Below are 25,752 nucleotides of genomic sequence, written 5' to 3'. Positions count from 1 at the left end.
GCGCTGTGATTGCTGCGCCCGGGCCCGGATAGTAACCGCACAGCGGGACTCCATTCCGGCGACGGCGAATACAAGAACTGTAGCGCCTGATAGCTGCTCGAGTTCGCCCGCTGTCGGTCTGACCTGTCGCTATCCCTGCGTGATTCGTGCTGCGCCTGGAAGTCAATTCATGGTGGCATTGCACTTTCTGTTCTGTAGTTCATGCGTGCGCCGCCATTGCATTGCGGGCGGGCGCATGGGATGGATCGAAGCGTTCGTCCCTGGCCAATACGGCCCAGAGGATGCGAGCGTGCTTGTTGGCAACCGCGACCAGCGTCTTATAGTAGCCAATACGCGCATGCAGCTGGACGATCCAGCGCGAGAGCCGGTCATCGCGTCAGTGCGCTGTGAGAATGGCCGATCGGGCGCCCTGGAACAGGAGCGTGCGCAGATAGTCGCTGCCCTGTTTGGTGATCCGGCCGAGCCGCTGTTTGCCGCCGCTGCTGTTCTGTTTGGGAACGAGGCCGATCCAGGCGGCCATCTGCCGGCCGTTTCTGAACTGACGGGCGTTGACCACGGTCGCTACGACGGCAGATGCGGTGATTCGGCCCACGCCACATATGGCCATACAGCGCTGCGTCTGTGGATCGTGACTGGCGTGTTCGGTGATCTGCCGGTCTAGCCAACCGATTTGCTCATCCAGCGCCTGCCATTGGGCCCAGCCATGCATCAGCGCCTGACGGGCCGGACCGGCGAGTTCGTTATTGCCATCCTCAACACGGTCAACGAAATGGCTTCGGAACCGACCGATGCCTTGCGGCAGGAAGACGCCGAACTCGGCTAGCAGGCCTCGCAAGCGATTCACGAGCGCCGTGCGTTCCTCCACGAAACCGGTGCGCATGCGGTGAAGGACCAGCACGCTTTGCTGCGCGGCTGACTTGACCGGCACGAAACGCATGTGTGGGCGGCTGGCTGCCTCGCAGATCGCTTCAGCATCGAGGGCGTCATTTTTGACGCCAGCGCCACCTTTGCGGTAAGGCACCGCAAATTGCGGGGGAATCAGCCGCGCGTCGTGCCCGACACCGCGGAGCTTGCGCGCCCAATAGTGCGCAGCGCTGCACGCCTCCATCGCCACCAGACAGGGGGCAAGGTTGGCAAACCAGCTCATGAAATTCTCACGCGCAATGGCCTTCCGTACCACAACATGTTCACCAGCATCGACCGCGTGGATCTGCATGACATTTTTGGCAAGATCAACACCAACACGGGTAATCGCGTTCATGACTTTCCCCTTCCACAGATGAGCAACGGCTATCATGATGGCACCAGGAGGCGCAGGCGCCACAGGGACGGGAGCTCCTTACCAATTCCGGCGGCAAAAGCGGAGATCCCGGAACTTGCGAACGTGAAGCACGTGTTCGTCAAAGCGGCCGCGCGACTGAACAACCGCGCAGAGAACAGCCACCAACCAACGCGCGAACGCGAGCGTCGCATGCACGGCTTTCGCGACCCGAAACGCACACAGAAATTTCTCTCGTGCTTCGGGCCGATCAGGCAACACTTCGCGCTCAAGCGGCATCTGCTGCGCGCTTCACTCTATCGCAAACAGCTCGCGGCGCGATTCGTTGCCTGGTGCGAACTCACCAAAGTCACCCAAAATCCATCCTACGCGTTCTGAGGGACGCTTTTTCCTGCCGTCTTTCCGCCTCAGTCTCGATAAGTTGACAGAGCCGGCCAAACGGGATCGACGCGATGACGTCATGTGCAATTCAGAAAGACTTTTTGAAAATAGGCTGAGCGGTGCGAATCGACTCAACTCAGCCGTTCAACATATCCAGTTCAAGATGGCTGCTTTTGAGGGGTGAAGCGGCCATTGGAACGACAAGGTTTTGACTTACGCAAATGGCAGCTGTTGGCCGCAAGCGCCAGTTCGGCGAACGCTCTCCCGAGCGGACGCTGGAGTCATCAATGGCAGCTTTCCGGCAGGTTGGGTGAATGTGTACTGCCGGCCACGAAGAGCCATTCGCTCCTATCGTCGCCCGGACGCTCAGAGGTCTGCTCCGCGCCAAAAAACGGCCACTCCAGTCCGCGACGATGAACGCTCACGTCGGCGACGATCATGTGACGTACTGGGTTCCCGCGGGGTGCCTGATACTTAGGCGTTGCCGAGGCGCGATTCGGCAATCCGCTTTAGCTCATTGGGAGTTGAAGCAGATTCAACCAGCTGCTTGAGCAGATCAGCGGCTCTGTTTTCGTCCTTTGGGCCACCGTCGCCCAGCGTCAAACTCGTCGCGAGGTTAAGCATCGACCGGGGCAGCCCTCGCGCCGCCAAAGCCTCGAGGAGGTGACGAGCCACTTCCGGCTCTCGGGTTCGGTTGCCGCTTAGCAACTCATCAGCAAGCGATTCTACAAATCTCAACGAGTTCTCGTTTTTCGTTCCGTGTATACCAGCGATGAGCGCTAGTTCGAAGTGGCCAACGGGATCGTGGGTGGCGTGTGCCAGCGTGCTCAGCGCGTCCTGGAAACTCAGATCAGCCTTTGAGCCTGCGAACGGCGTTTGTGTCTGGTCCCCGTACTCTTCTTGCGCATGGGCGGCCGATGGTCGCCACCATCGGACAAAGTCGTCCGCGGATTCACCGTGAAGATCAACTGACGATGCGGCCAGTTGCGACGCCTGATATACGCGCCTCTCGGTTACTGTCGCGCCGTCGCATGCCTCATCGAGCGCGGAGGCTACTTCGGTGCCCAGCTTGCTGTGGAGGTCGGCCCAGTCTTTATAGCCGAAGACCTCGGAAGTCACCTGTCGCGCTTGGGATTCCTTTAGCGAAAGGCGGTATTTGAGCCGATCGGCGGCCCGTGTCGGGATCGATGTGCTCTGGAAGTAGATACGCATGCCTTCTCCTAATATCAGGCTGAGCAGCAACGGGGTCGGATCTATTCCCGAACTCGGACCTGAAGTGACGAGCGGGCAGGTCCACCAAGAGGCTCCGTGTGCTGCGCGGCGACCTTAATGTGGCTGACCACGGATCGGCCATGATAGTTGTCGCACGGGGTCGTCATGATCGACAATCTACGCTTTTACCCTGGAAGCCGCCAATTCCCTTTCGCGGGCTTGAGCGGCCGGGAAGGGTCGAGTTCAGTCTGACGCGGCTGGCTCGTCGGCGTTTCCTTCGCTGATTCCAGCATCGGACCGTGTTCGGCCATAAGTTGTCGTTCGCATACGCTTGAATTCGGCCATCCAAACGGCTGAATTCGCCTTGACAGCGGTCGTTCGCCGACGTCTCGCCTCCTGAAATCGTCGCTCGAAAGGACGCGCATGCATCTACCGTTGCGTGCGTTCAGCACGAATACTTCAGTATGACCTTCGATAAACGGACCTTGAGCGCACTAAAGTCAGCCAGAGTGGCTTGACGCGATCAACGGCCTCAGGCGGTCGAGGTCGGCCGGCTTCACTAGGAAGTGGTCGAAACCCGCCTTGTTTGCGCGCTCGCGATGCTCCTGCCCAGCGTAGCCGCTGACCGCAATCAGCAACGTATCGGCGAAGCCCTGCTTGGCGCGTAGCAGGCGGCCGATTTCGTAGCCATCGATGCCAGGCAGTCCGATGTCGAGCAGGACGACGTCCGGGTGAAAATCCGTCGCACACTGTAAAGCGGATGGGCCGTCGCCAGCGACCTTTACCTCGTGCCCCTCAAGCTTCAATACCATCGCCATGCTTTCGGCGGCATCGGTGTTGTCGTCCACAACAAGAATTCTTCGTGCAGCGACAACAGGCGCGTCGCCTGTCGTGTCCTGAATTGACGGTTGCGAAGCGCTTACATGCGATGGCGCGGGAAACCGTACAACGAACGTACTTCCCCAGCCAACACCATCGCTCGAGGCCCGCACGGTGCCTTGATGCAGATCGACCAGCTTGTGCACGAGGGCAAGACCCAGCCCCAATCCGCCTGACGCGCGGTCCAGCGAGCGCTCTGCCTGGACGAAGATGGTGAAGATGGTCGGCAGGAAATCCGCGGCCATGCCGATCCCGTTGTCGGTGACTGTCAGCACGGCCTCATCACCGTCGCGTACGAGCGAAACTTCAATACGGCCGTGTGCGGGCGTGTACTTGACAGCATTGCCGAGCAGATTGGTCACGATCTGTTCGAGCCGGGTCGCGTCGCCCTCGACTGCCAGAATCTGCGGCGGCAGGACGAGCGCGAGTTCATGCTGGTGCGCGTCAATTTCTGCGCGCATCGCAGCAACACCCTGTCGCACGATTTCGGCAAGATCGACCGGGCCCAAATTGAGCTTGATGATGCCGCGGGTAATGCGTGACACATCAAGCAGATCATCAACCAGGCCGATCTCGTGACCCAGTTGACGCCTGGCGAGCGCACGCGCCTGCCGCTGCGTCTGTGGATCGACGTTTTCACGCCCCCAGACCTCGATTGCGTTGTAAATCGCCGCCAGAGGGTTGCGCAGTTCGTGTGCGAGCATCGCCAGGAAATCGTCCTTCTGATGATCGGCCACTTCCAGTCGCTCCACAGCAAGCTGATGCTCGGTAATGTCTTCAATGGTCAGCAGGATCCGTTCGTTGGGCCGGCCCGCCACACGTGCAGCGTTCAGCCGCATCGTGCGCACGCCAATGTCTGGAAAATCGTGTGTGATTTCGAAATCCCGGACGACGTTCCGGTCGGGCAGGAGTCGTTCAAGCAACTCCCGCAGCTTCGGGATGTCCCACTGTCCATTGCCCAGCACATAAAGCAGCGAGCCGATTGTATCTTCGGGGGCGGTCTGGAAAGTCCGGTAGAAAGCGCCGTTGGCCCGCGTCACCCGCAGGTCGGATTCAAGCACAAGCAGGGGTTCTGCGATCGTGTCGATGATCGCGTCGGCATAGTCGCGCGCGTGGGCTACCTCGTCGTGAAGCAACCTGAGTTCGTGATTCCGATAGCGCAACTCGTCGTTGGTGGTCGACAGTTCCTCGTTCAGCGACTGAAGCTCTTCTTTCGCGGTCTCAAGTTCTTCGTTGGTGCTCTGGAATTCTTCGTTACTCGAGAGCAGTTCTTCCTCGCTGGATTTGAGCTCCTCCCTGGCGCTTTCATGCTCCTCGAGCATGGTTCGAAGCTGCGTGCGCATCGCACCCAGTTCGGCATTGAGCCGCGCAATCTCCTCGTCCCTGGGGTCGGCTCCTTTGGCGGTGACCGTGCGCCCCAGCCGTTGTCTGACCGTCTGCAGCAGTATTGCCTTGAGCGTCTCCTGTCGGTCTGCACCCGGACCGCCAGGGTGTTGCGTTCCGCTCTCGAAATAGATCAGGAACCAGCGACCTTCGATGCCGGCGATCTGGACTGGGTGTACCTCCACGCTCGTCGCCTGCGGCCCGTTCATTCCCGGGGTCCGTAATCCTGTCTTGCGTACCACCACGCCGTCCTGCCGGACTTGCCTGATAGCTTCGCTGACCGCCAGAAAAACCTCAGGTCGCACAAGCCGCTGGAGGTTGCTGGTCGGAGGGCCGTTGGGATTGACCAGATAGCCAGACGTATCCCCGCGATATTCGACGATGTTCAGGTCGTCATCGCAGAGCACCGAAGACGGCGCATACCGTGCGAGCGTAATGCGGTCGACTTCGGCCTGCAGCGACGATGCTTCGCGCGGCTCGGACTGGCTTTCCCGCGCGCTTCCTGCACGAACTGCCAATGGAGCGACTCGTGCCGAGCGCAGGCGAACCTCTGTCGGCGCCCCCAGCCGCGGTTTCTTGCTGTACAGTTTGCTGCTTCTGTTTTCGATAACGCCGAAGAGCTCCGAGAATGCACCTACCGTCTCCGAAGGCCCAAGCATCAGTACACCTTCGGCCTTCAACGCATAGTGAAAAAGCGGCATCACGCTGCGCTGCGCCTGGGCACTCAGGTAAATGAGCAGGTTACGGCAGCTTACCAGGTCCATCCGCGAAAAAGGCGGATCGCTCAGCACGTCGTGACGCGAGAAGGTGCACAGATCTCTTACCGGCTTATCGACGCAGTAGTGGTCGCCATCGCGGACAAAAAACCGCTCCAGCCGCTCCGGCGAAACATTTCGCGCGATATTCTCAATATACCGGCCGGTACGCGCAGTCTCGAGCACTTCTGCACTGATGTCCGTGCCGAAAATCTGCACCGCTGTGGTCGCCGCACGCTCACCCAGATACTCCATCAGGCTTATCGCGATCGAGTAAACCTCCTCGCCGCTCGCGCATCCGGGCACCCAGATCCTGAGCGGCCCTGCAAATTCGTTCCCAGCGGTGATACGTGGGAAAACCGTCTGGGTCAGGACTTTGAATGTCTCCGGATCCCTGAAAAACTCGGTCACCTGAATGAGGAGATCGCGCCCGAGCGCCAGTGTTTCGGCTGGATCGGATTCAAGCACCGTCACGTAACCCGCCACCGACGTGACCTGGTGCAATGCCATGCGGCGGGCGAGTCTGCGCTGGACGGTGCCATTCTTATAGCGGCTAAAGTCAATATTGCAGGCGTTCCGAAGCAGGCGGAATATCGTGCGCAGACTCGTCTCGGCGGGTTCGACTGACGCGCCGCTCGGGGCAGCGGGAACAGATCGCAGGTACGGGTGTCTGCCGATCCCGATTATTTCCCTGGCGATATCACGCGGTGCAAGGACGCGATCGACACAGCCCAGACTGATTGCGGCGTGCGGCATGCTGTTAAAGTGCGCCGACGTCTCGTCCTGGGCAAACGTAATGCCGCCCTCGCGCTGGATGGCCTGAAGCCCCAGGGCGCCATCCGAACCACTGCCGGAAAGCACTACGCCGATCGCGTTTGGACCCTGATCCTTCGCGAGCGAGTCCAGCAGGTCGTCGATAGGCATCGGCGGCCCGAGCACCTCGTCGCGCGGTCGTAACCGGATGCGGCGCTCGACTACAGACATGCTCGTGTTCGCAGGAATGACGTACAGGTGGTCCGCTTCAACGTCCATCCCTTCGACAGCTTCGATCACCGGCATGGATACCCGTTTGGCCAGGATTTCAGGAAGGAGACTGTGACGGGACGGATCCAGGTGTTGCACCACCAGAAATGCCATGCCGCTGGCGGCGGGAATGTCGGCCATCAGTTCGGAGATGGCCTCCAGGCCGCCCGCAGACGCGCCAATGCCGACCAGCGGAAACGTCGGTGACGTCGCTTCGTTCGCCGCTGTCGCAGAATAAGTCACGTCCTCTCCTATGAGGCGATAGTTGACCTGGCCGTTGCTAGCCTGACGCGAAGGCGGCCGGCCGGTAACTCGGACCGGAGCAATTACTGCATGTGAGCGCGGTCGTTGGGGCAAACGTTGCATTTTTAACGCATCGCCTGGCTTCTTATGTATTGGGTCGAGCATCGACGGTGCCCGGCCCGTCAGGAGGCACGCGGTTGCGTGCTTCTTCCTGCTCAACCCAGGCTATCAGGGCCTGTCGGATGATCCAGCCGCGCGAGCGGTCAAGTCGCAAGGCAAGCTGATCGACCTTTTCTGCCAGCGCCATGGGGACGTGCGCGGTGAGCACTCGCGTAGTTACATCGGACATGAACGTTACCCTTCGCGTTCGGCTGGCAGCGGCGGCATGGAAGGCCGCCGCATCTAAAAGCGACGGCTGATCGGCACCAAGGCGTTGTCGACAAATTTGATTATAGCGGGGTTAATCAGGTTGATTCGAACCGATTAATTTTGCCTTCGGCCGATGAGCAGTCCCAGCAGATACCGGCCGACTGAACACACGCACCGGCTCAGGGCCGATTTCCGCACAAAGGGCGTTCTCGCCTCGCGTATTCCTTGCGAGACCTCCCTGACGGCCGGGCAACCTCCCGGCCCCGAGGGCGTCTCAAGCAACCTTGTTGCTTTTAACGACGGGGAAGCGATCGGCCTCGTATTGAAAACCCGGGAGGACCGCAGTCGGCAAAGAAGCGGGTCCGGAGATGACGGGGGCGAGCACGGTGTCAGATGTCATCCTTTCGGACTTAACAAGCGTTTTGAGTGCTCGCAGCAGGCTTACATCGTCGTCGACCAGAAGCACAAGCGCCATGGTTCTCTCCCGTTGTAAGCTGGATCCGCGACGGGCGTTCCCGCAGCATCTATTCGTCTAGGCCCGCGACGGGTTTACGTTGTGAAGAGACGTTGCTATCTCCGCAATTGGAATGTCGGCTTGGGGTCGGGAAGACTCATTCACATTTGTGAAAGCTGACATTCATCGGCGCCTGTTTGTGAATGTCGGCAAAGCGTTCTTCAGTTGCCGTGCAGCGCCTGATTGGCGACCGTCAACTTTGGCCGAAGTCCGTTCCAACACCGGGACGGCATGCAAGTACGTTCTCGTGAGTACCCTTATCGCGGCGGCGTCGGGCGCCCGCCATGCATGCCTCAGTCAGCGTGCCACCACGCGTATCAGCCCTGCCGCCGGACCCGGCTTCGCCAGCTCATCTGCCTGATCATCGGCGACGCGCCACTTGGGAAACGTCCCTGAGCCGTCGACTTTCCATGGCTTACCCATTTCGTCGACATACGTCGCGTTCGAGTTTCGGCCGGCCGCCGACGCGCGCCGCAGTGCGCCCGGCGCGGCGCGTTCGAATGACCGGCTCCCCTGTTCATTGAACACTGTCGCAAGCGGCCGCCGCGCCTGGCCCGACCGGCTGAGCGGCGTGGCAAGCGGTCCCGCGGGCGCGCGCAGCACCGCGTCGGCGGGCTCTCGGCCAGCGAGGATCGCGCCGAGCAGCGCGGACGGGCCGCTCGAAGCCGATGCTTCATTGGTCGTATCGCCGGTGCGCCTGGCGGTCGGCGCGCTCGGTGAATCGAGTGCGAGCGGTTCGCTCGCGACGTCGATTTGCACGACAAGGATGACATGCCAGTCGTCCGGCGTGTTGTTGTAGCGTGGCGCGAGCGAGACGAGACGCAGCCGCGCGATGTCGAAACCCGCGCCGCGCAGCAGGAGGTATTTGGCGACGGCGAAATCCTTGCACACGCCGCTTTCGGCGAAGAACCGCGCCGGCGCGTAGTAGCTGCCGTCGGTTCCGTCGCGGTAGCGAACCTGGTTGACGAGCGCGTCGGCGAGCAGCACGGCTGACGCATCGCCGGCCTTGACACGCTCTGCCCGCACTTGCGCAACGAGGCTGGCCCAGCCGGCGGGTTCGCGCGTCAGGTGGGTGCGCAGCGCTTCGCGCAGGCGCTGCACGCGGCCGATCGCGTCAGACGATGGTTCGAGCTTCGTGTCGGCAAGCGGCAGGAGGAACATCAGGTCGCCGACCTGCGCGAGCTCCGGGCGAATCTTGCGGTTGGCTTCCCACCACGTCCCGGTGCGCAGGCGCTCGATACCAGCTTTCAGTGTGTGAGGCGTGGCCGAATCGCTGGGACCCGCGTCGCGCGTGCCGGATGCATAGCGTTGCGATGCGGCCGGCAGGTTCGCGGCGCCCACGACGGCGGGCAAAAGCATCGCGGCCGCGAACGAGCACTGGAGAAAGCAGAGGAGCAGTCGAGCGAGCGGCATATGTAAACTCCCGGAATCCACACCGGGCGCCGATGCGACTGGTGTTTCGAAGCCTCCCGATGCCGTTTTACGCTATGCGCGCAAGGCAACGCTGGCTTGAAACCAACATTGCATGCGACGTGCCAATCCGCCGTGTCGCTCTACGCCATTGATTAAACAAGAAATTGTCTTTGCGGGCAGCGTGCTGAAAACGCCTCGTGACGCCCGCCGCCCAACAGACACGCGATACCTGTTAGCGTCACCCGCACACTTTGCCCTGAGCGAAGTTGGGTTCCACGCGCGGCCGAAGCAACAGCCTCTGCGTTGGGATCGACAGCAACAGATTCGCCTGCTTTCTCGACCTAACGTTCAGCGCCGCGGCCGAACCGCGAATGTCGGGAACGCGAGCCAAAGTCGCATACTGATCTGTGACTTGGCATGCCCGTAAAGGCCGAAACTTGCCTGTAGGTCACGGGCAGGAGTCTGTTTCTGACCAGCCGTCCGGGTGAAGGGGTGAAGGCGATCGTTGGATGCTGAACGGCGACACCTGGCCGTGCCGGGTGCGAACCTCGGTCAAATCCGTCCAGAGCAGGCGTCAAGGTCAGGTACCACAATCGAACTCCCGTCATCCCTGTGGGAGATTGCCATGAAGACCGAACAATCCCGTGAGGCATGGAACAAAGGCAAGCTGGTCGGGCAGAAGCCGCCGCTAAAGCCGAAAGACGTCTGGGCCATCCGGATCTACCTTCAGAACGCTCATGCTGTCCGCGATCTCGCCCTGTTCAACCTTGCAATCGACAGCAAACTGCGTGGTTGTGATCTTGTGAGACTCTGCGAGTCCGTGACGTTACGCACAGCAATCAGGTTCTGGCGAGGGCGCAAGTCATTCAGCGAAAGACACAACGCCCTGTCCAATTTGAACTGACCGAGTCGGCCCGGAAGGCGGTCGGCGCGTGGCTTGAAAAGGCTGCCCTCAGGTCGGAGCAGTACCTCTTTCCGAGCCGACTATTGGCGTCCCCGCACCTTTCAACCCGGCAATATGCCAGGATGATACGTCGATGGGCGGATGCCGCACGGTTGGATCCGACAGCGTACGGCACTCATTCGATGCGCCGTACAAAGGCAACCTTGATTTACAAGCGAACAAAGAATCTCAGGGCGGTGCAGTTGCTGCTCGGCCATAGCAAGATTGAAAGCACAATCAGGTACCTCGGCATCGAAGTCGACGACGCGCTTGAGGTTTCGGAGCAGACTGAAATCTAGCGTAGCTGGGTCTGGCCGCGCGAAGCGATGCTACATCCCGGTTCGTGCGGCCAATCTCCAGCGCGGCGCTCCGGCGGCAAAACCGGCGGACTTGTGCCGGTGTGGTCGTCGCCGCAGGACGATCATCGTAGCGGCCGCTTCGGTGCGGAACCCCGCCGGACAGCCTATGCGTTCGACTCGGCCATTGCGGACGTTCGGCTGTCGGCGGTGGTGAGGTGGCATTAGGCTACGTCTCTGCCGTTCGGAGAATGATCAGGCGACTGGACGCCATCGGCCTGGCGTGGACCAACCGGCGTTTTCCGATCGGTCCCGGACCTCCGCGAAAGGACATGTACCGCGCGAGACGCCGGTGTACTCGGCGCGCACGCTCGATGCGGTTGCCGGGCACACGCAAGCCGCCGGATGAGCACTGCGCGGTAGGCCGCGTGAGAAGGCAGCGGCATCAATCCGCCGCGCGGGATGGAACGATCATGTTTAGTGATGCGCCGCGTGGCCCTTCTTTTTTTAAGGACAATCCCTACTATCCAGACGTGGACGCGCCGCGCCGTAGGGGCTGAAAATGTGGCCCCGTTTCCGCGCGCTGCATGCGATATTCCCGGCGCATAAAAAATGATAAGGTCCTCTCACCGTCTGTCTGGCAACTAACCCGCGAATGGCCATCAAGCTTGCTCGCGCGGTGCCGACAGGCCAATCATCGCTTTTGTGCGCCCCAACCCTGTATCCAATGTGACGCGAACAACGATGATCCAGCTCAATCGGATTGCTATTGGCCCTGTTGAAACCGACGAGCACGCTCAATTCTCTGATTATTTCGCGAGGCCCGCGGCCCGTTCTATTTCTTTAGGTAAACGTAACGCGTGGGCAGGCTTGAATCGCTCACGTGGCATCGTCACGGCAATCTGCGCCGCCTGCGCGCTGGTGTCCGGATTAGGCGCATGCAGCTCGCAAGCGCAGACATCGCCCGTTCCACCTTCTGCCCAGCCACCTGCAAGCGTCAGACTCTGGTGCGCCGAACCGCCCGGCTATTACCCGTCCGTACAGACCTGTTCGAGCGGCTGGCAGCGACGCGTGCCCGATCTGCCCGCCTCCGCGGTTTCTCCACCCGTGCTGGCAATTCCGGTCCAGCCTCCCGCAGAAGGACGATCGAAATGAAAACTATCCGACCGGTTCGGTGCACGCTCGCGCGTGCCACCCTTGTGACCGCAGCGCTCGCGCCGCTACTGCTGGCGGGATGCGGCGGCGGCAGTGACGACTCGACGGCGTCGAGCGGCACGAGCTCCGTGAAGCTCGCCGACACCTCGTCAGGCACGAGTTCGGTGTCGTTGTCGCCGCTGTCGAGCACGGTGGCGAGCACGCTGGTGAGGCCTGCGTTCTACACGGCCCCGGTGGTGTTGAACGCGCCTTCCGACATCGACAGCGCGGCGCCTTTCGCGTCGGCCAATCAGCCTCCTGCCGCGCAAGCGTCGACGTCGACAATGGCGGTCGTGTCGCTTGCGCAGCTGACGCCGCAAACGATTGCGCGGTACGCCACGAAAACTGCGCGGGCGGCGTCGAATTCAACGCAGGTGACGACGTATACGCCGGCGCAGATTCGCGCGGCCTATCAGCTACCGCCGCTGCCGTCGTCGTGGAGCAATCTGAGCGCGAGCGAGGCCGCGCAAATGGGCGCCGGCCAGACGATTTACGTGATCGACGCGATGAGCGATCCGAACATCGTCAAGGAACTCGCGGCGTTCGACCAGAAATTCGGCTTGCCGGGCTGCACGACGACCACCATCGCGCCGAACGTGTCGCTGCCGCTCGCGGCCCCTGGCAGCAACGCGTGCCAGTTCTCGGTTGTGCACTCGACGACCAGCGGCGCGATGACGTCGAACGCGCCGTCGTACGACTCGGGCTGGGCCACCGAAATCGCGCTCGACGTGCAGTGGGTCCACGCTACCGCGCCGCTCACGCGCATCGTGCTGATCCAGGCGCCGGATGCGTCGATCGGCAGCCTGACCGCGGCGGTCAACCTCGCGAACGCGATGGGGCCCGGCGTCGTGTCGATGAGCTTCGGCGCTCCCGAAGGCTCGTGGACCGGCTCCGTCGACTCGGCGTTCAAGCACGCGAACATGACCTACGTGGCTGCTACCGGCGATAACGGCACCGGCGTCGAATGGCCGTCCGTGTCGCCGAACGTGCTGGCCGTCGGCGGCACCCATCTGAGTTACGACGGCACCACCAAGAACGAAATGGTGTGGTCGGGTACCGGCGGCGGCATTAGTCAGTACACCTCGGCACCGGCATATCAGAACACGTCGGTGCCTAGCCTCGGCACGCTGACGAAGCGATCGGTTGCCGACGTGTCGTTCAATGCGGATCCGTTCAGCGGTCAGTACGTCGCGGTCATCACGCCCGACGCGGCCGCGCCGAGCTGGTACAGCGTCGGCGGCACCAGTCTGTCGACCCCGCAATGGGCCGGCATCGTCGCCGTCGCCAATGCACAGCGGGCGCGCAACAGTCTCGGCGCACTCGGCCTCGCGCAGACGCAGTTGTACGGTACCGTCTCGACCGACGCGGGTCTGTACGCGACTGCGTTTTACGACGTCACTTCGGGCAACGACGGTTACTGCTCGAGCTGCTCGGCCCATACCGGCTACGATCAGCCGTCGGGTCTCGGCACACCGGTGGTCGGCAGCCTGCTGTCGACGCTCGGCGTGTCCAAGGCGCCGCCGCCGGTCGTGTCGGCCGCGACGGTCAAGGGTACGGCGGGCAGCGCACTGTCGTTCACGGTGGCGGCCAGCTCGTCGGACCCGCTCAGCTGGTCGCTCGCGAATGCACCGCAGGGCATGAGCATAGATAGCTCCGGTCAGGTGACATGGGCGCAGCCGGTCGCCGGCACTTACAAGGTGACCGTGACCGCGAAGGATACGGTCACCGGCTCGACGGGCAGCGCGAGTGCGAATGTGACCGTCGTCGCGGCATCGAAGCCGGTCGTGCAGGCAGCGACGATCGTGGGCCAGGCGAAACAGCCGCTCAGCTATCAGGTCGACGTCAGTGCGGCCGATCCGGTCAGGTTCTCGCTCAGCGGCGCGCCTTCGGGCATGTCGATCAGCAGCGCCGGCGTGATCAGCTGGAGAACGCCTGCAAAGGGCACGTATAGCGTCAGCGTCAAGGCGACCGACACCAGCAACGGCCAGTCCGGTTCGGCGACGATGAGCGTGCGGATCTCGTCCGTGGCAACGGGCCCCGCGATCTCGGCTGCGCCGATCAGCGGTGTTGAGGGCCACGCGGTCAGCGGCGCGATCGGTATCGAGGACCCAGGCGCGGACAACGTGAAGGTCGACATCAAGGGCGCGCCGTCCGGCATGGTGTTCGTCGAGAGCGGGCCGGGCTTCATTGCCAAATGGCGGCACCCTGTCGCCGGAATCTACACGCTGATGCTGACTGCGGTCGATTCGGCGGGGCTCAGCTCGCAGGCAAATCTGGTGGTGACGATCGGCACGCGCTGAGCGGACTCGTCGCGCTGCCGCAACGTAGCTGCGGGCGACGTTGCGGCGCGCAGTTGGTGAAAGCGCGGCTTGGGAGTGAGAAGGCAGCGAGTCTGTGGGTCAGCATCGCGGCCACGCCGACCGGTCCACACCAGGCCGATGACGTACAGTCGCCTGATCATTCTCCGAACGGCAGAGAAGTAGCCTGGAGCCACCTCACCACCGCCGACAGCCGAACGTCCGCAATGGCCGAAGAACGGCCCGAGTCACCGCAAAATCAGGCCTCGTAGCTACACGCCGCGCCGGCTCCCCCGGTTGGCGATCCGAGGCTTACATCCTCTGGTCGCTCCCAATTCCCTCGCGGTGGGGACTATTTATTAACGCCACCCATGCGCGTCAAAATGCGCTTTGAAGTACCAGCTTGCGGCTATGTGCGACGCGCTACAACTGCAACAGGAGAAATGTCATGGCACGAATTCCAGGACAGGAATGGGATTCGTCGACGCTCCACGACAGAAGCCGGGCATGGTTTGTCACCAAATGGCCTGGCAATTACGCGGGGGCACCAGATATGGAGATGCTCTTCGTGATTGAGATTCCGAACTCGCGCTGCCTGTGTATGAAACTGTTTCCTAGCGCCGGGCGCGGATGGGAACATCAGGTGCTAAACGACCTCGCAGCGACGCACCAGGCGCCTGACGCACTGATCACCGACGACACGCGCCTGCAACACGTTCTGGTCACTGTAGGCAGCAGCTTTCAGCAGCCGGCGATCGCCTATCTCGACAAACCCATCACCCTTATGCCCGCAATCCACCGGTGCCTTGTTTCACTCACGGAGATTCTCAACCAACCGCTATTCCAGAGCCAATTATCGACTGAAAAACGCAACGAGGCGCTCGAACTGTGGCGTATCGGGTATAACGATCGTGACGGCGCATCGGCGGTATAACATCTCTTGCGCGAACAGATTGGTAGCTCCGGCACGCCCGAATCATTGAACCCGCGAAAACGATCCGTTGCGCTTCGCCTCCAGACGCGAGGATACGTTGCCGCGATAACGGGGTTATCGCCGCTGAGCCTCTCCTCTTTAGAGCCGGTGGTTCCGAAGTCGTTCAGGAGGACCGCGATGCGTGACTGTCCTGCATCGATGCACTATGAACAGGTTCGTTCGTTTTCTGGTCGCTGCCGCGCTTGACGCGGGGTCGGCCAGCTTCGCGCAGGCGGGTGGTGTGTCTGTACGCGTCGGCATCGGTGTGCCGGGCCCCGTGTATGTCGGCCCGCCGGTTATCTATGCGCCGCCGCCCGTCATCTACGGGCCGCCGGTGGTATATGGACCGCGCCCCTGGCCTGGATACTATGGCTACCCCTACTGGTATGGCGGATATCGGGGCTATTACGGCCGCGGCGGTTACTACGGCCCTAGTTACTATGGACGTGGGTACTACGGGCATGGCTACTATGGACGTGGTTACGACGGGCATCGCGGGTGGCGCCACTAGAGCGCACGAGTCACCGTTTCCGCACAACGCCGACGCGTTCGAAAGCGTCTAAAGGTCGCTCGCCGCGAACCTCTCTTCTCGAGCAAGCTTGCATGCGTCCCCGATATCGCAATGCCACGCCGCAAGCTGAGCTGGCAGCATTCGCTCTGCAAGGCGGCTGGCTGTCAACGGCCTGCCTGGCTGCGCATCCGTGAAAAAGCGCTCCGGCTGGATGGGCGTATTTCCGGTGTTATCAAGGGCGTGACGCCTTTGGCGATTCTGTCCGCCAAGCTTGCAATCGTGACCCGGCCTAGCCAGTTCGCGGCGTCTCAACGACGAACATCGCCAGCCATTGCGGCTGCGCCGCGTTCTCCGAAATACATGGGGTCGAGCAGTACCTTCACATCGAACATTGAGGCTTTCCGCCGGCCAGTGGCTCCCCAATAGTCGACCTGCCCGCGCTGGCCAATGACTATGACTTCGCGGGCACCGCCTTCGAGATAGGCCATGACCCTCCGCTCGATGTCGTGCATCCGGTCGCTATCAAGCAGCACCTCGACGCAAAGGTCTGGAACAAACGGCGCCGGGTCGTCGCGGTCGAAACTTTCCCACTTGTCACACGGCATCCAGACGACGTCCGGGACCCTGATGCCAAATGATGAGGTTGTAACGGCCACCGACATGGCGGCAAGGTGACCAATCTGTTCGGTCAGATGACAGTAGACGTCCGTAAGCACTATCTGGCGCCTGGCTGACGGGGAGCAATTCAGTATGGCTTCGCCGAGTTCGTCTAGCTCATATGGGTGGCGGCCGGCAAGTTCTGCCTCGGGAACAAGACGATGCCACGCGGCGAGAAGTTCGCAGCGGTCCAGAAGCGCAGGTGTGCCCATAATCATCTCGCGGGAAAGTGGTCTAAGCGTAAACCCTCTGGTAATGACTTGACAATCGCTATTTATTTGTGCGTCGCACAATCCAAGCAATGTCAGTTACGACGCAGGAAACAATATTTTGGCCCGCCGACACCGTCTGGTGCGGTTCATTCCCTAACCCCTGCGAGCGTTCGCAGCCTGATGTTCATACGGCTTCTCACATTTATTGTGCAGTGCAGTAAAATAACGAACGTGTGGACGCAATGCGCGTCCCGCAATTTGATGCATTACGATGTCAGACTGCGTAATGCGCCCCTAGGTCGAACCGCGAATGCCGCCAAAGGTGCGTTGGGTCGGACATATGGAGCCTGGCAACGCCCATCGGGGCAATCGGTAACGCCTTTTTGTGGCGGGCGCGCCGCCAACATTAGAATACGAGCGCTGGCTCCGCCTCTGCCTGACCGGATGTTATGCGTCTCTCGCAGGCAGAGACATTTAGAAATTTCCTTGCGGCTCGGCCAGCAGGTCCGACAGGCGACGCGTAGCCAGAGCCTTGGGGTTAAGTCCCATCAGCAGGCGCCCTACCGGCTGACGACAGGAGGTCCAACATGAAACTTGACGACGCCACTTTCCGGCGATTGCGCCGTCTCGCCCCGGTTCTCGATGACGTGCTCAACGCAGGAGAGGTCGAGCACGCAGACCAGGCCATGGACCTGGCATTACTTGCTCAGTTGTGCGCACAGTTGTTCGACGCGTACCACGACCAACACCCGGGCAAGATAGCAGATGCGCGCCTCGACGCCTTCGAGTCGCAGTAACACATGTCTTCTGGGCCGGCCGGCGGCTTCAGCTATCGCCTGCACAATCGAAGGACCTATCCCATTGACCTCAGAACATGACCGCACGCCCAGCGTACAAGACGACTTTCTGCAGACGCTCGTAAGGGACAAGACCACCGTAAATGTGTTCCTCGTGAGCGGCATCAGACTGAGTGGTCAACTGGCCGCCTTTGACCAGTTTGCCGTTCTGCTGAAGTCTGGTCCAGCCATGCAACTCGTATTCAAACATGCCATTTCAACCGTGATGCCGGTCAATGGCACGGGCATGGCACGCGACCCGACCGAGACGCCGGTGAGTGGCGACAAGCCGAACCACTCGCGAGCGCGCGTCCGGTGAGGACCGCCATGACATGCTGTGGCCTACGCTTCACCTGCGCATAGCCAGGCGACGTCCAAGTCGGGAAGGTGAGAAAGGAACGAAGGCCGCATCAGAGGTGACCACGGCAGCTGACCAGGCAGTCGAGAATGCGACGAGGTCGAAGGCTGCGTTCATTCCGGCGCACGTGGTGTTCGCCACGTCTTTTACTCACGTCCGAAACCAGCACACCCGAGGAGACTATGTCACGACGCATAGCTAAAAAAGGAATGGTCCGCCTCGGCGGACCATTTGCTTGCGCGATAGCGAGTGCGCTAAGGTATCAGACTGGCTGAATGTTTGCCGCCTGTTTGCCCTTCGGGCCTTGCTTCACTTCAAAGGTCACCTTCTGATTTTCCTGCAGTGACTTGAAGCCGCTGCTCTGGATTTCGGAAAAGTGCGCGAACAGGTCTTCGCCACCACCATCCGGCGTGATGAAACCAAAACCCTTTGCGTCGTTAAACCACTTCACGGTACCCGTTGCCATTTTCCTGACCCTATTTAAAGATTGATGTGTTGTAAAACGCGACGGTGGACCGCCGCACACGCTCAAGTTTTTAACAGAGGAGAATGCTCTGAACAATTGGCGTTTCCGACAAGTGGTGTGACACCAAACCGTCGCTTTAAAACGCTTGGCATTCGACGCCTGGCTACCATACGGCGGCGAGGAATTCGTCATCCTGTTGATGGGCTGCGGATATGGCGGGGGGCTAGGCTGCCAGAAGACAGTTCGCATTGCTGATGCTCTGCGCGTCTTCGATGACCCGCATGAGCGTTTCCAAAGAGAATGGCTTTTGCAGACACACGTCGAAGAGTCCGGACAACTCTTCATTGCTATCGCTGTCACCCGTCATGGAGGCAACAAAGGGCCGGGGGAAGACTGGCCTGTCCAGCAGCGACAGCGCGACGGCACTGCCGTTGATGCCGGGGAGGTTTTCGTCCAGGAAAACGAGGTCGAAAGCGCCGGCATGGAGCAGCTCCAGCGCAGTCTCCCCGTCGGGCGCCATAACGGCGCGGTGACCAATGCAGTCCAGCAGGAAAGCCAGACTGTCCGCGACGAACTCATTATCGTCGACTACGAGCACATTCATTCAATATCCTTATTACGGGAAGTTCGCGGCGCTGCCAAGACTCTTCTTATGTAATACGATATTATTAAATGGCGTTGCCTTTACGTTAGTTTTACATATTAATACCTAAGTATAATCACGAAACCGTTCAGCAAGCATTTAAATACGCCCCGTGCGACCGAAGGACAAGGTCGACAATGCAACCAAGGACGTAATGGAATCAGCGGAGCCCCAAGAGCCCGGGTCTTCACTTCAATCGCGCTGGACGTGCCGTCGCCTAGCCTCACGTGAGTTGCCGACTTTAGCTACCACTTCGTTGCAAATCGCACTCGGTTGAGCGTGTACGCGCTGAACTTCCGGTCAAAGGCGCCTATCACCGCAGGCAATTTGCTCAGAGTAACAACGTTCGAGATTTCCCCGCGATGTTTGCGTCGTTCGGGAGTGTAGCCATCGGTGGCGCACATGCGGATATCATCCCGTTCCGGCTACGAGCCTCACTCAGTTCACGCGGGTTGCCTCGAACTGTCCCCGGAAGAACAAGGGCAGCCGCCGGTTTACGGCCTCGGCCGAGTGTGCAACTATCGTTGCCAGGACGCATACCGCATTCCTTTGCGAGGTTCAGCATGGCCTGGAGACTCTGGAAAACCGAGAAGCGGCACGATGAGGCGCGAAGCTGGCCTCGCGATACGAACGAGTCCATTAAGCAGCTTCTGGGCATGTACTTGGGCAGCCATGCAGCACCGTTCGCAGGGTGGGCCGCACCTGGCATCATATTCACGCCAGACGTCGAACCGGTCCTGCGAAACGGAGTTCGAGGATATCAGCTCGCCCTCTGGTTCTGGCTCTTTGCCGAGAAGCACGGCACCATCGCGGCAAGAATGGTACGTGAGTCCTTCTGCCTGCTCGCTGAGGCAGCGCAACCGTCGTCCGGCGACAGGATTGATGCGCTCCTCGACTTCGAAAACCGCCTTGCGCATTCTGTCGAGGAGATTTCCTCCGAGGCGCGGTCGTTCCGGCTGGAGAGCCTGTCGGTAGAGCTACCGATGGAATTCTTTCTGGCCACAGGCTTCCTCCGACTCGCGCCCGACTCCCCCTATGCTGGAAATGCGAGCGCCAGTCTGCAAGGCAATGACTACAAGCTCGCTGACTGCTTCGGCCATGCAACCGAGGAAGCGCTAGCGGTGTTCAGAACAATGATTGATACGGTCGACTTTGATGCGAAGTCGCTATCCAACTGGAAATGGAGCGCCCATCCCGGCGCTGCCGAGCGACACCTGCAACGCCGCCACAGCAATCCGATGTTTCCCCTGCACCGCCAGATGGTGTCGGCTCATGAGGTCTATGAGGCACGTCTTGCTGACGCCCAGGCCCTTCACGAAATCAGCAATGAGCTTAGTGAGGTTAGCCGCTCGTTCTCGCAGACGACCGAACTGCCGCTGAACTGGCAATCGTTCCTCGAAGGATATCGGGACTACGTCGACCGACTCGATGAACGCCGCCTCGCGGCGGGTGGGCAAAACGCGCCAGTCGGCGACGCTATTGAAAGACTGCGCACTGACATCCTCGCGACCTGGCGCACTTCCCTCCACAGGAACCGGCATAGCCTTGCCACACTGGACCATGAAGAGGCGCAAAGGGCCGAGCGACGCGCGCTTCTGTACCGATGCGATTGGACCGCACAGCTTCTAAGTAACGGCTCTCTGATACCGCCAGAAGAGGTCGTTCCTGCCCTGCTGAGTGAGTCCCCATCTGAGCTCGAAAGGGTGGTGACCGCCCTTCAGGCCGAACCTCGATTGCATGAAACGCTTGCGCAGTGTCGTGCAACCGCGCACCGACTTGTCAACGAGTCCCGCTCGGGCGGTCACAATATTCCCGACATCGGCGACAAGCTTCGTATTCTTGACGGTACGCCCGGGCAGGTGCCGGCGTGAATTCGCAGCTCGAAGTCTGCGTTCCACGTTGAAGGGGCCGATTCGAGGCTGTGGTGCAAATTACGGGCGCAAGCAAAAAACGGCGCATTCACCATTACATCATCGTGCTGAAAGGACTGCCTTCCAAACAGCAGGCGCAGCGATATCTTTGAGGCGCAACCGTGCAAGGTTGAACTGACCTTTGCGAATGCGATGCATCAACTCGACGCCCGATAACGTAATGACCGCATCGCTGAAGCGTTTGAAGCCGAGCATTGCGCTGACCCTGGACTTGATGTTGCGATGATCCTGCTCGATCAATTGTTCAAATACTTCGACGATCGCAATGTCGTGTCCGTGGGCAGAAACTGGTCCGCCTTCATTTCCCGCACCGCGCGGTGAGACGCACCGTAACCGTCCAGCGTGATTGTCTTTGGAGCGAGCCCTTGGCTCCTGATCGCTTTCGCGAAGAAAGCCTTGGCCGCAGCGACATCGCGCCTGGCGCTGAGCCGGAAGTCGACCGTCTTTCCTGCGCGGTCGACTGCACGGTAAAGATAGACCCATTTGCCACGGACTTTCACATACGTCTCATCGACTCTCCATGAACGACCAGCAGATTTTGCAAACCGGTCCCAGCGCTTGAGGAACTCTGGCGCGCAGCGTTTGACCCAGCGCATGATCGTAGTGTGTGCGAGCGACAGCCCGCGCTCGGCCATTAATTCAACGAGGTCTCGAAGGCTGAGCTTGTAACGCAGATACCAACGCACACACAGGACGATGACTTCTCGGTCAAAGTGACGGCCGTTGAACAACCAGTCGATGTCTGTCAGCTTACTCATTGCGGTCTCGCGTTCGTCAAAACTCAAGCGTAACCAATCAGCGTATCTGATTTGCACCAGAACCCTGAGCAGTTGCCGGGCCTGGAAATCCAGGCCTCGTGGTTAAAACCGCCGTGTCGGGATCCTAATCTCCATTCGGCTGATATCCACCCATCAGATACGCTATGGCATTCGGCAGCGTCTGTTTGATGGTGGCAAGGTCTACATGTCCGGCATTGTGGGCGAAGATGAACTGGTACTCGTACCCTTTCGCAGCGAGCGCCTTGGCCATGTTCTCGCAAGCGAGCACATAATCGTGCATCCCGTCCGCCATCGGGTTGGGATACCAGCCGTCGTAATCACCCACCTCGTACCACACCCGGATAGGCTTCCTGGGACTGTTGGGAACGAGGGGCAAGCCGGCGGACTGGTTCGCTGCGACCGGCGTGGGAACGTTGAAGCTTTCCGTTTGCAGAAGCTGCGTCGGAGGCGGGCCCGCGTACTGGCTGTGATATTGCCAGGCCCCGCCCGGAAGGTTGGGGTTGTGTGGCCACTGCTGGTTGGTGAAGGTCGGGGAATAGGAGAGGACCTTGCCGAAGAGTTCGGGGTGGAACCAGGCCATGGTGAAGGCCGCTTCGGCGCTCGCGCTGAACCCCATGGCGATCCGGCCCGCAGGATCGTGGGTGAGGCGGATGCCCGCTATTTGCTCGACCTGGGGCAATACCTCGGTCTCGATGAATTCCGCGTACTGCCCGTTTATGGAATCGTACTCGAACCCGCGCTGGCTCCCTTGTGCGTCCTGGCCGCCGTTCTCGACGGTGATGGCCACCATCGGCGGGACTCGCCGCTCACGGATCAGATTGTCCAGGGCCGGGAACAGCAACGGCTCAATGCGGAACAGCGGAACAACACCTGCCGATGCCGGAATGCCGTCTCCCGACACGATGAATGGCAGGGCTCTTTGTCCGCGAGCGTCCCGGGGCACGTAGACCTGAACCACGCGGGTCCAGATGCCCGCCTCGCTGCAGTAGCTCGTACCGGCAGTGAAGCAGCTGGGAACGAGCATGGTCGAGAAGTCGCCCGGGGCGGTCCGCCCATATTGATTAATGAAATCAAAACTGGGCTCTACGCGGACCAGACTGGTCGGATAGATCTTGCTGTTGTATGACCACATCCTGAAGGTGTAGACCGTCCCGGTCTGCGTGCCCGTCACCTCGGGCGCGGTCGGATGAGTCGGGCCAATAATGAAATTCCCGTTGACCGGAACCGGTGGCAGGCGACCATCCGCGATCCGGGTTGCCTTCGGGTAGTTCGGGTTCGAAGGATCCCTGGTGGGCGGATTGGTGCTGAAGTTCAGACCGGTCGGGTCGATGTAGAACGGTGCGCTCGGATTGGTGGTGTTGGCGCCAGCCGGCAGTAAACCGGACGGCACGTTCTGCGCAAGGGCGTACGGGGGCACTGTCCCGAGAAACAGCACCGCTGCGGTACTCACGACCTTTCGCGCAAGCGATTGATCAAGGCTCATTGAATCCTCCTGGAGATGCTTGTCCCGGATTCGCTCCGGTGATTTGAAACGCCGACTGCTCGAAATGCACTCAATCAAATCCACGCGATGATCAGAAGCGGTGAACGATCCCCACCGCACCTGCCACCTGGCTGCGCGACGAGGACGGCGCGCTGTTCTGGCCGTCGCCAATATCGGCTGTCGCATTGATGATGTTGCCCGCACCGTTCGTGCCGAGGGTCTGGCCGCCCGCGCGCTGGTATGCCTCGACGAGGTACAGGCCCGTTCGCTTCGACACGCTGTAATACTGCGAGAGGGTGAACTGCTGATACGAAGCCACACTGGTGATGCCGTTCGCACTGGTCGCCCGCGTGTAGCTGTAGCCCGCTCCGAGATCTAACGCTGTGAGCGGCTTGTAGTGCAGCACGACGCCACCCGTGTTCCAGATCTGCGTAGAGAAGAACTTCGAGCCCGTGCCTGCGACGTACTGCACATTCGAGTAGGATGCCGAAATGTCCCACTGAGAATTGAACGTATAGCCACCCGTCACGGCGAAGCGCTGTTGCGCCTGCGCAGTCTGAAAGCCGTTCGTGATACCGGACACGCCCGGCTCGCCGTTGCTGTTCGCCGTGGAGTTCGCGCTCCACGCCCCGCCGCCGCTCGTCGCGTTGTTCAGGCGCTCGAAGCCCACTGCGAGACCGATCGGACCGCGAATGTAGTTCGCTGCGACGCTCCACGACTGGCCCGCGCCGGTGCTCCCCGCCACGCCGCCAAATGCATACATGCCACTGAAGGTGAAGCCTGCGAAGTTCGGCGATGTATAGAGGATGGAGTTGTTGATGCGATAGATCGTGTCCATCGAATCGAGGTCACCCGGGTGTGCGCCGTATGCGCCGGTCAGCCAGGTGGTTGGACTGTACGGCGCAAGCAGCGTGTAGTACGGCGCGTACTGGCGGCCCATCGTCAGGGTGCCGTACTGCTGGTTCGCAAGGCCGACGAAAGCTGCGCGGTTGAACATCAGGCCCGAGGTCGATTCGGCACCCGTCGCCGGGTTGTAGCCTTCTTCGAGCTGGAAGATCGCACGCGTGCCGCCGCCCAGATCTTCGCTGCCCTTGAAGCCGAAGCGCGAGCCGGCCCATATGCCTTGCGCCATCTTGACTACCGAGCGGCCGCCAGCGTTGCTGCCGAGTGAAGCCGAGCTGCTCTGATAGCCAATGCCGGCATCGACGATGCCGTACAGCGTGACGCTGCTTTGCGCGTGCACGCCCAGCGCGGCAAATCCAAGCGCGGATGCGAGGATAGTTTTTTTCATCTCCATACCTATCTTTAGTCGTTTTGGTTTGCTGCTCGTTTAAGCACTCGCTGCTTCGATATCCACCTGTGCGGCGAAGAGGCTGACGCTCAAACCGCGCCGGCCTGGGTGCCGTGCCGCGCGGCATGGCTACCCAACACGGGCAGCGGCTCGACCTTTCCGACGACGAATAGATACGACAGCGCACCGACTACGCACAGCGCGCCCGCTACGACGAGCGGCACGACGAACGAGCCCTTGGTGATCGACAGCATCACGCCCGTAAAGGTCGTAATGAAGATTCCCGCGAGATTGCCCGCGAAATTCTGGATCCCGCCGATTGACGCAACGTGCGCGGGCGTCGGCGCGACTTCACCTACGAGAGTCCACACGTTCGCGCCCGCGAACGACAGGCTCGCATAGGCGAGCGCGAACAGCGCGAGGCATGCCCACACGCTGGCGACGAACGCGGACAGTGCGATCGTCGACGACAGCAGCATGCCGACCACGAGGCACGTCTTGCGCGCGGCGGTTGCGCTCCAGCCACGCCGGAAGAGGCTGTCCGACACGTAGCCGCCGAGCCAGCCACCGGGAATCGCGAGCAGCGCGGGCAGCATCCCCCACGTGCCGAGCGATGCGAGCGAGAAGCCGCGCGACTGCAGCAGGTAGCTCGGAAACCACGTGATAAAGAAGTAGATCGCGAAGTTCAGGCAGAACAGGCCGATCATCATTCCCCAGACGGTGCGGTAGCGGAACAGGTCGAGCCACGACACCTTCGGGCCGTCAGGTGATGCGGCGACAGCGGACGCACCGCGTTGCGCGAGCAGCGCGTCGACGGCTATCGGTGCGATCGCGCGATACCGCTCGGGGTCGCGATAGATGAACCACCACGCAAGCGCCCACACGATGCCAATGCCGCCCGTGATCGCGAACGACCCGCGCCAGCCGACGATCGAAATCAACCACACGACGAGCGGCAGCGACAGCGCAGAGCCGACGCGCGAGCCGCTGTCGAAGATGCTGCTCGCGAGGCCACGCTCGCTGCGCGGGAACCAGTTGAACGCGACCTTCGCGAACGACGGGATTGCGGCCGCTTCGCCGACGCCGAGCATCAGCCGCATGCCGACGAGCTGCGCGAGGCTGCGCGCGGCGCCCGTCGCGATCGTGAACACCGACCACCAGCCGACCGCGAGCGCAAGGCTCACGCGCACGCCGACCTTGTCGATGAACCAGCCAGCCGGCAATTGCAGAAACGCATAAGTCCAGAAAAACGCGCTCAGCACGAGCCCCATGCCGACCGCGTCGAGGCCGAGGTCGGCGCGGATGCTCGGTGCGGCAATCGCGAGGTTCGCCCGGTCGATGAAGTTGATAACGTTGGCTAGGAAGCACATCAGGATCATGGCCCAGCGGATGCGTGGCATATGAAGTCTCCGTGCGGAATGTCGTGACGGG

General features: G+C 61.0%; 18 protein-coding genes and 3 pseudogenes. 8 read left to right on the top strand and 13 right to left on the bottom strand.

What is annotated here, in order from left to right; genetic code table 11:
- Positions 1 to 199 precede the first annotated feature (199 nt).
- Positions 200 to 1,261, bottom strand: a pseudogene (locus RI103_RS34055) (IS110 family transposase).
- A gap of 87 nt (positions 1,262 to 1,348) precedes the next feature.
- Here RI103_RS34055 and RI103_RS34050 point away from each other — a divergent pair.
- Positions 1,349 to 1,657 (top strand): annotated as a pseudogene (locus RI103_RS34050) (DDE-type integrase/transposase/recombinase); the annotation flags it as partial.
- 477 nt (positions 1,658 to 2,134) lie between these two features.
- Here the strand turns inward: RI103_RS34050 and RI103_RS34045 are convergent.
- From RI103_RS34045 to RI103_RS34025, 5 genes are all read right to left on the bottom strand, one after another.
- A complete protein-coding gene (locus RI103_RS34045) occupies positions 2,135 to 2,872 on the bottom strand; it encodes a hypothetical protein (RefSeq protein WP_310819192.1) in 738 nt (245 codons plus the stop codon).
- 500 nt (positions 2,873 to 3,372) lie between these two features.
- Positions 3,373 to 7,155 carry a chemotaxis protein CheB gene (locus RI103_RS34040; RefSeq protein ID WP_310819191.1) on the bottom strand — a complete coding sequence of 1,261 codons (3,783 nt, stop codon included), beginning with the start codon at positions 7,153 to 7,155 and terminating at the stop codon, positions 3,373 to 3,375.
- Positions 7,156 to 7,300: 145 nt separating this feature from the next.
- Positions 7,301 to 7,504, bottom strand: coding sequence for a ribbon-helix-helix domain-containing protein (locus RI103_RS34035; protein WP_310819190.1), 204 nt, complete (start codon positions 7,502 to 7,504; stop codon positions 7,301 to 7,303).
- 294 nt (positions 7,505 to 7,798) lie between these two features.
- Positions 7,799 to 7,999: a hypothetical protein gene (locus tag RI103_RS34030; protein WP_310819189.1), complete on the bottom strand. Its 201-nt coding sequence runs from the start codon at positions 7,997 to 7,999 to the stop codon at positions 7,799 to 7,801.
- A gap of 336 nt (positions 8,000 to 8,335) precedes the next feature.
- Entirely contained in the window at positions 8,336 to 9,451 is a 1,116-nt protein-coding gene (locus RI103_RS34025; protein WP_310819188.1) for a transglutaminase domain-containing protein, read from the bottom strand.
- A 625-nt stretch (positions 9,452 to 10,076) separates the two neighbouring features.
- On the opposite strand from RI103_RS34025, the pseudogene RI103_RS34020 reads away from it, so the two are divergent.
- The 4 genes and pseudogenes from RI103_RS34020 (at position 10,077) to RI103_RS34005 (ending at position 15,665) form a co-directional block, all read left to right on the top strand.
- Positions 10,077 to 10,693 (top strand): annotated as a pseudogene (locus tag RI103_RS34020) (tyrosine-type recombinase/integrase).
- Between the two features lie 1,148 nt (positions 10,694 to 11,841).
- Positions 11,842 to 14,184 (top strand): S53 family peptidase, encoded by a 2,343-nt coding sequence (locus RI103_RS34015; protein ID WP_310819187.1) that lies wholly within the window; start codon positions 11,842 to 11,844, stop codon positions 14,182 to 14,184.
- A 445-nt stretch (positions 14,185 to 14,629) separates the two neighbouring features.
- Positions 14,630 to 15,115: a hypothetical protein gene (locus RI103_RS34010; RefSeq protein ID WP_310819186.1), complete on the top strand. Its 486-nt coding sequence runs from the start codon at positions 14,630 to 14,632 to the stop codon at positions 15,113 to 15,115.
- 205 nt (positions 15,116 to 15,320) lie between these two features.
- A complete protein-coding gene (locus RI103_RS34005) occupies positions 15,321 to 15,665 on the top strand; it encodes a hypothetical protein (RefSeq protein ID WP_310819185.1) in 345 nt (114 codons plus the stop codon).
- A gap of 308 nt (positions 15,666 to 15,973) precedes the next feature.
- Here the strand turns inward: RI103_RS34005 and RI103_RS34000 are convergent, their stop codons facing one another.
- Positions 15,974 to 16,534 carry a Uma2 family endonuclease gene (locus tag RI103_RS34000; RefSeq protein ID WP_310819184.1) on the bottom strand — a complete coding sequence of 187 codons (561 nt, stop codon included), beginning with the start codon at positions 16,532 to 16,534 and terminating at the stop codon, positions 15,974 to 15,976.
- Between the two features lie 587 nt (positions 16,535 to 17,121).
- On the opposite strand from RI103_RS34000, the gene RI103_RS33995 reads away from it, so the two are divergent.
- Positions 17,122 to 17,331 carry a hypothetical protein gene (locus tag RI103_RS33995; RefSeq protein ID WP_310819183.1) on the top strand — a complete coding sequence of 70 codons (210 nt, stop codon included), beginning with the start codon at positions 17,122 to 17,124 and terminating at the stop codon, positions 17,329 to 17,331.
- 64 nt (positions 17,332 to 17,395) lie between these two features.
- The gene (gene hfq / locus RI103_RS33990) at positions 17,396 to 17,689 is read left to right on the top strand and encodes an RNA chaperone Hfq (protein ID WP_310819182.1); all 294 of its coding nucleotides are present in this window, start codon (positions 17,396 to 17,398) and stop codon (positions 17,687 to 17,689) included.
- A gap of 301 nt (positions 17,690 to 17,990) precedes the next feature.
- Here hfq and RI103_RS33985 read toward each other — a convergent pair whose 3' ends face one another.
- Positions 17,991 to 18,194, bottom strand: coding sequence for a cold-shock protein (locus tag RI103_RS33985; protein ID WP_310819366.1), 204 nt, complete (start codon positions 18,192 to 18,194; stop codon positions 17,991 to 17,993).
- Positions 18,195 to 18,417: 223 nt separating this feature from the next.
- A complete protein-coding gene (locus RI103_RS33980; RefSeq protein WP_310819181.1) occupies positions 18,418 to 18,798 on the bottom strand; it encodes a response regulator in 381 nt (126 codons plus the stop codon).
- A 602-nt stretch (positions 18,799 to 19,400) separates the two neighbouring features.
- Between RI103_RS33980 and RI103_RS33975 the strand changes: the two genes are divergently transcribed.
- Positions 19,401 to 20,708: a tryptophan leader peptide gene (locus RI103_RS33975; protein ID WP_310819180.1), complete on the top strand. Its 1,308-nt coding sequence runs from the start codon at positions 19,401 to 19,403 to the stop codon at positions 20,706 to 20,708.
- Between the two features lie 99 nt (positions 20,709 to 20,807).
- Here the strand turns inward: RI103_RS33975 and RI103_RS33970 are convergent.
- The 4 genes from RI103_RS33970 to RI103_RS33955 form a co-directional block, all read right to left on the bottom strand.
- Positions 20,808 to 21,526 (bottom strand): IS6 family transposase gene (locus RI103_RS33970; protein ID WP_310819179.1). Its coding sequence is split into 2 segments (ribosomal slippage): positions 20,808 to 21,007 and positions 21,007 to 21,526, totalling 720 coding nucleotides; the frame shifts between segments, so codons are not numbered across the junction.
- Between the two features lie 124 nt (positions 21,527 to 21,650).
- A complete protein-coding gene (locus RI103_RS33965; RefSeq protein ID WP_310819178.1) occupies positions 21,651 to 23,030 on the bottom strand; it encodes an alpha/beta hydrolase-fold protein in 1,380 nt (459 codons plus the stop codon).
- Positions 23,031 to 23,121: 91 nt separating this feature from the next.
- Positions 23,122 to 24,321 carry a porin gene (locus RI103_RS33960; RefSeq protein ID WP_310819177.1) on the bottom strand — a complete coding sequence of 400 codons (1,200 nt, stop codon included), beginning with the start codon at positions 24,319 to 24,321 and terminating at the stop codon, positions 23,122 to 23,124.
- Positions 24,322 to 24,410: 89 nt separating this feature from the next.
- Positions 24,411 to 25,721: an MFS transporter gene (locus RI103_RS33955; RefSeq protein WP_310819176.1), complete on the bottom strand. Its 1,311-nt coding sequence runs from the start codon at positions 25,719 to 25,721 to the stop codon at positions 24,411 to 24,413.
- Between the last annotated feature and the right edge of the window lie 31 nt (positions 25,722 to 25,752).

This window comes from Paraburkholderia sp. FT54 (assembly GCF_031585635.1).
Classification (GTDB): Bacteria; Pseudomonadota; Gammaproteobacteria; order Burkholderiales; family Burkholderiaceae; genus Paraburkholderia.
Note: the sequence above shows the minus strand (reverse complement) of the source record. Positions and strands in the feature narration are given on the sequence as shown.

Coding starts and splice junctions, on each gene's coding strand:
- RI103_RS34015 (WP_310819187.1), top strand. CDS start 11,842: ATGAAAACTATCCGACCGGTTCGGTGCACGCTCGCGCGTGCCACCCTT.
- RI103_RS34030 (WP_310819189.1), bottom strand. CDS start 7,999: ATGGCGCTTGTGCTTCTGGTCGACGACGATGTAAGCCTGCTGCGAGCA.
- RI103_RS33985 (WP_310819366.1), bottom strand. CDS start 18,194: ATGGCAACGGGTACCGTGAAGTGGTTTAACGACGCAAAGGGTTTTGGT.
- RI103_RS34025 (WP_310819188.1), bottom strand. CDS start 9,451: ATGCCGCTCGCTCGACTGCTCCTCTGCTTTCTCCAGTGCTCGTTCGCG.
- RI103_RS33965 (WP_310819178.1), bottom strand. CDS start 23,030: ATGAGCCTTGATCAATCGCTTGCGCGAAAGGTCGTGAGTACCGCAGCG.
- RI103_RS34045 (WP_310819192.1), bottom strand. CDS start 2,872: ATGCGTATCTACTTCCAGAGCACATCGATCCCGACACGGGCCGCCGAT.
- RI103_RS33960 (WP_310819177.1), bottom strand. CDS start 24,321: ATGAAAAAAACTATCCTCGCATCCGCGCTTGGATTTGCCGCGCTGGGC.
- RI103_RS34035 (WP_310819190.1), bottom strand. CDS start 7,504: ATGTCCGATGTAACTACGCGAGTGCTCACCGCGCACGTCCCCATGGCG.
- RI103_RS33980 (WP_310819181.1), bottom strand. CDS start 18,798: ATGAATGTGCTCGTAGTCGACGATAATGAGTTCGTCGCGGACAGTCTG.
- RI103_RS34010 (WP_310819186.1), top strand. CDS start 14,630: ATGGCACGAATTCCAGGACAGGAATGGGATTCGTCGACGCTCCACGAC.
- RI103_RS33995 (WP_310819183.1), top strand. CDS start 17,122: ATGAAACTTGACGACGCCACTTTCCGGCGATTGCGCCGTCTCGCCCCG.
- RI103_RS33955 (WP_310819176.1), bottom strand. CDS start 25,721: ATGCCACGCATCCGCTGGGCCATGATCCTGATGTGCTTCCTAGCCAAC.
- RI103_RS33975 (WP_310819180.1), top strand. CDS start 19,401: ATGGCCTGGAGACTCTGGAAAACCGAGAAGCGGCACGATGAGGCGCGA.
- RI103_RS34005 (WP_310819185.1), top strand. CDS start 15,321: ATGAACAGGTTCGTTCGTTTTCTGGTCGCTGCCGCGCTTGACGCGGGG.
- RI103_RS34000 (WP_310819184.1), bottom strand. CDS start 16,534: ATGGGCACACCTGCGCTTCTGGACCGCTGCGAACTTCTCGCCGCGTGG.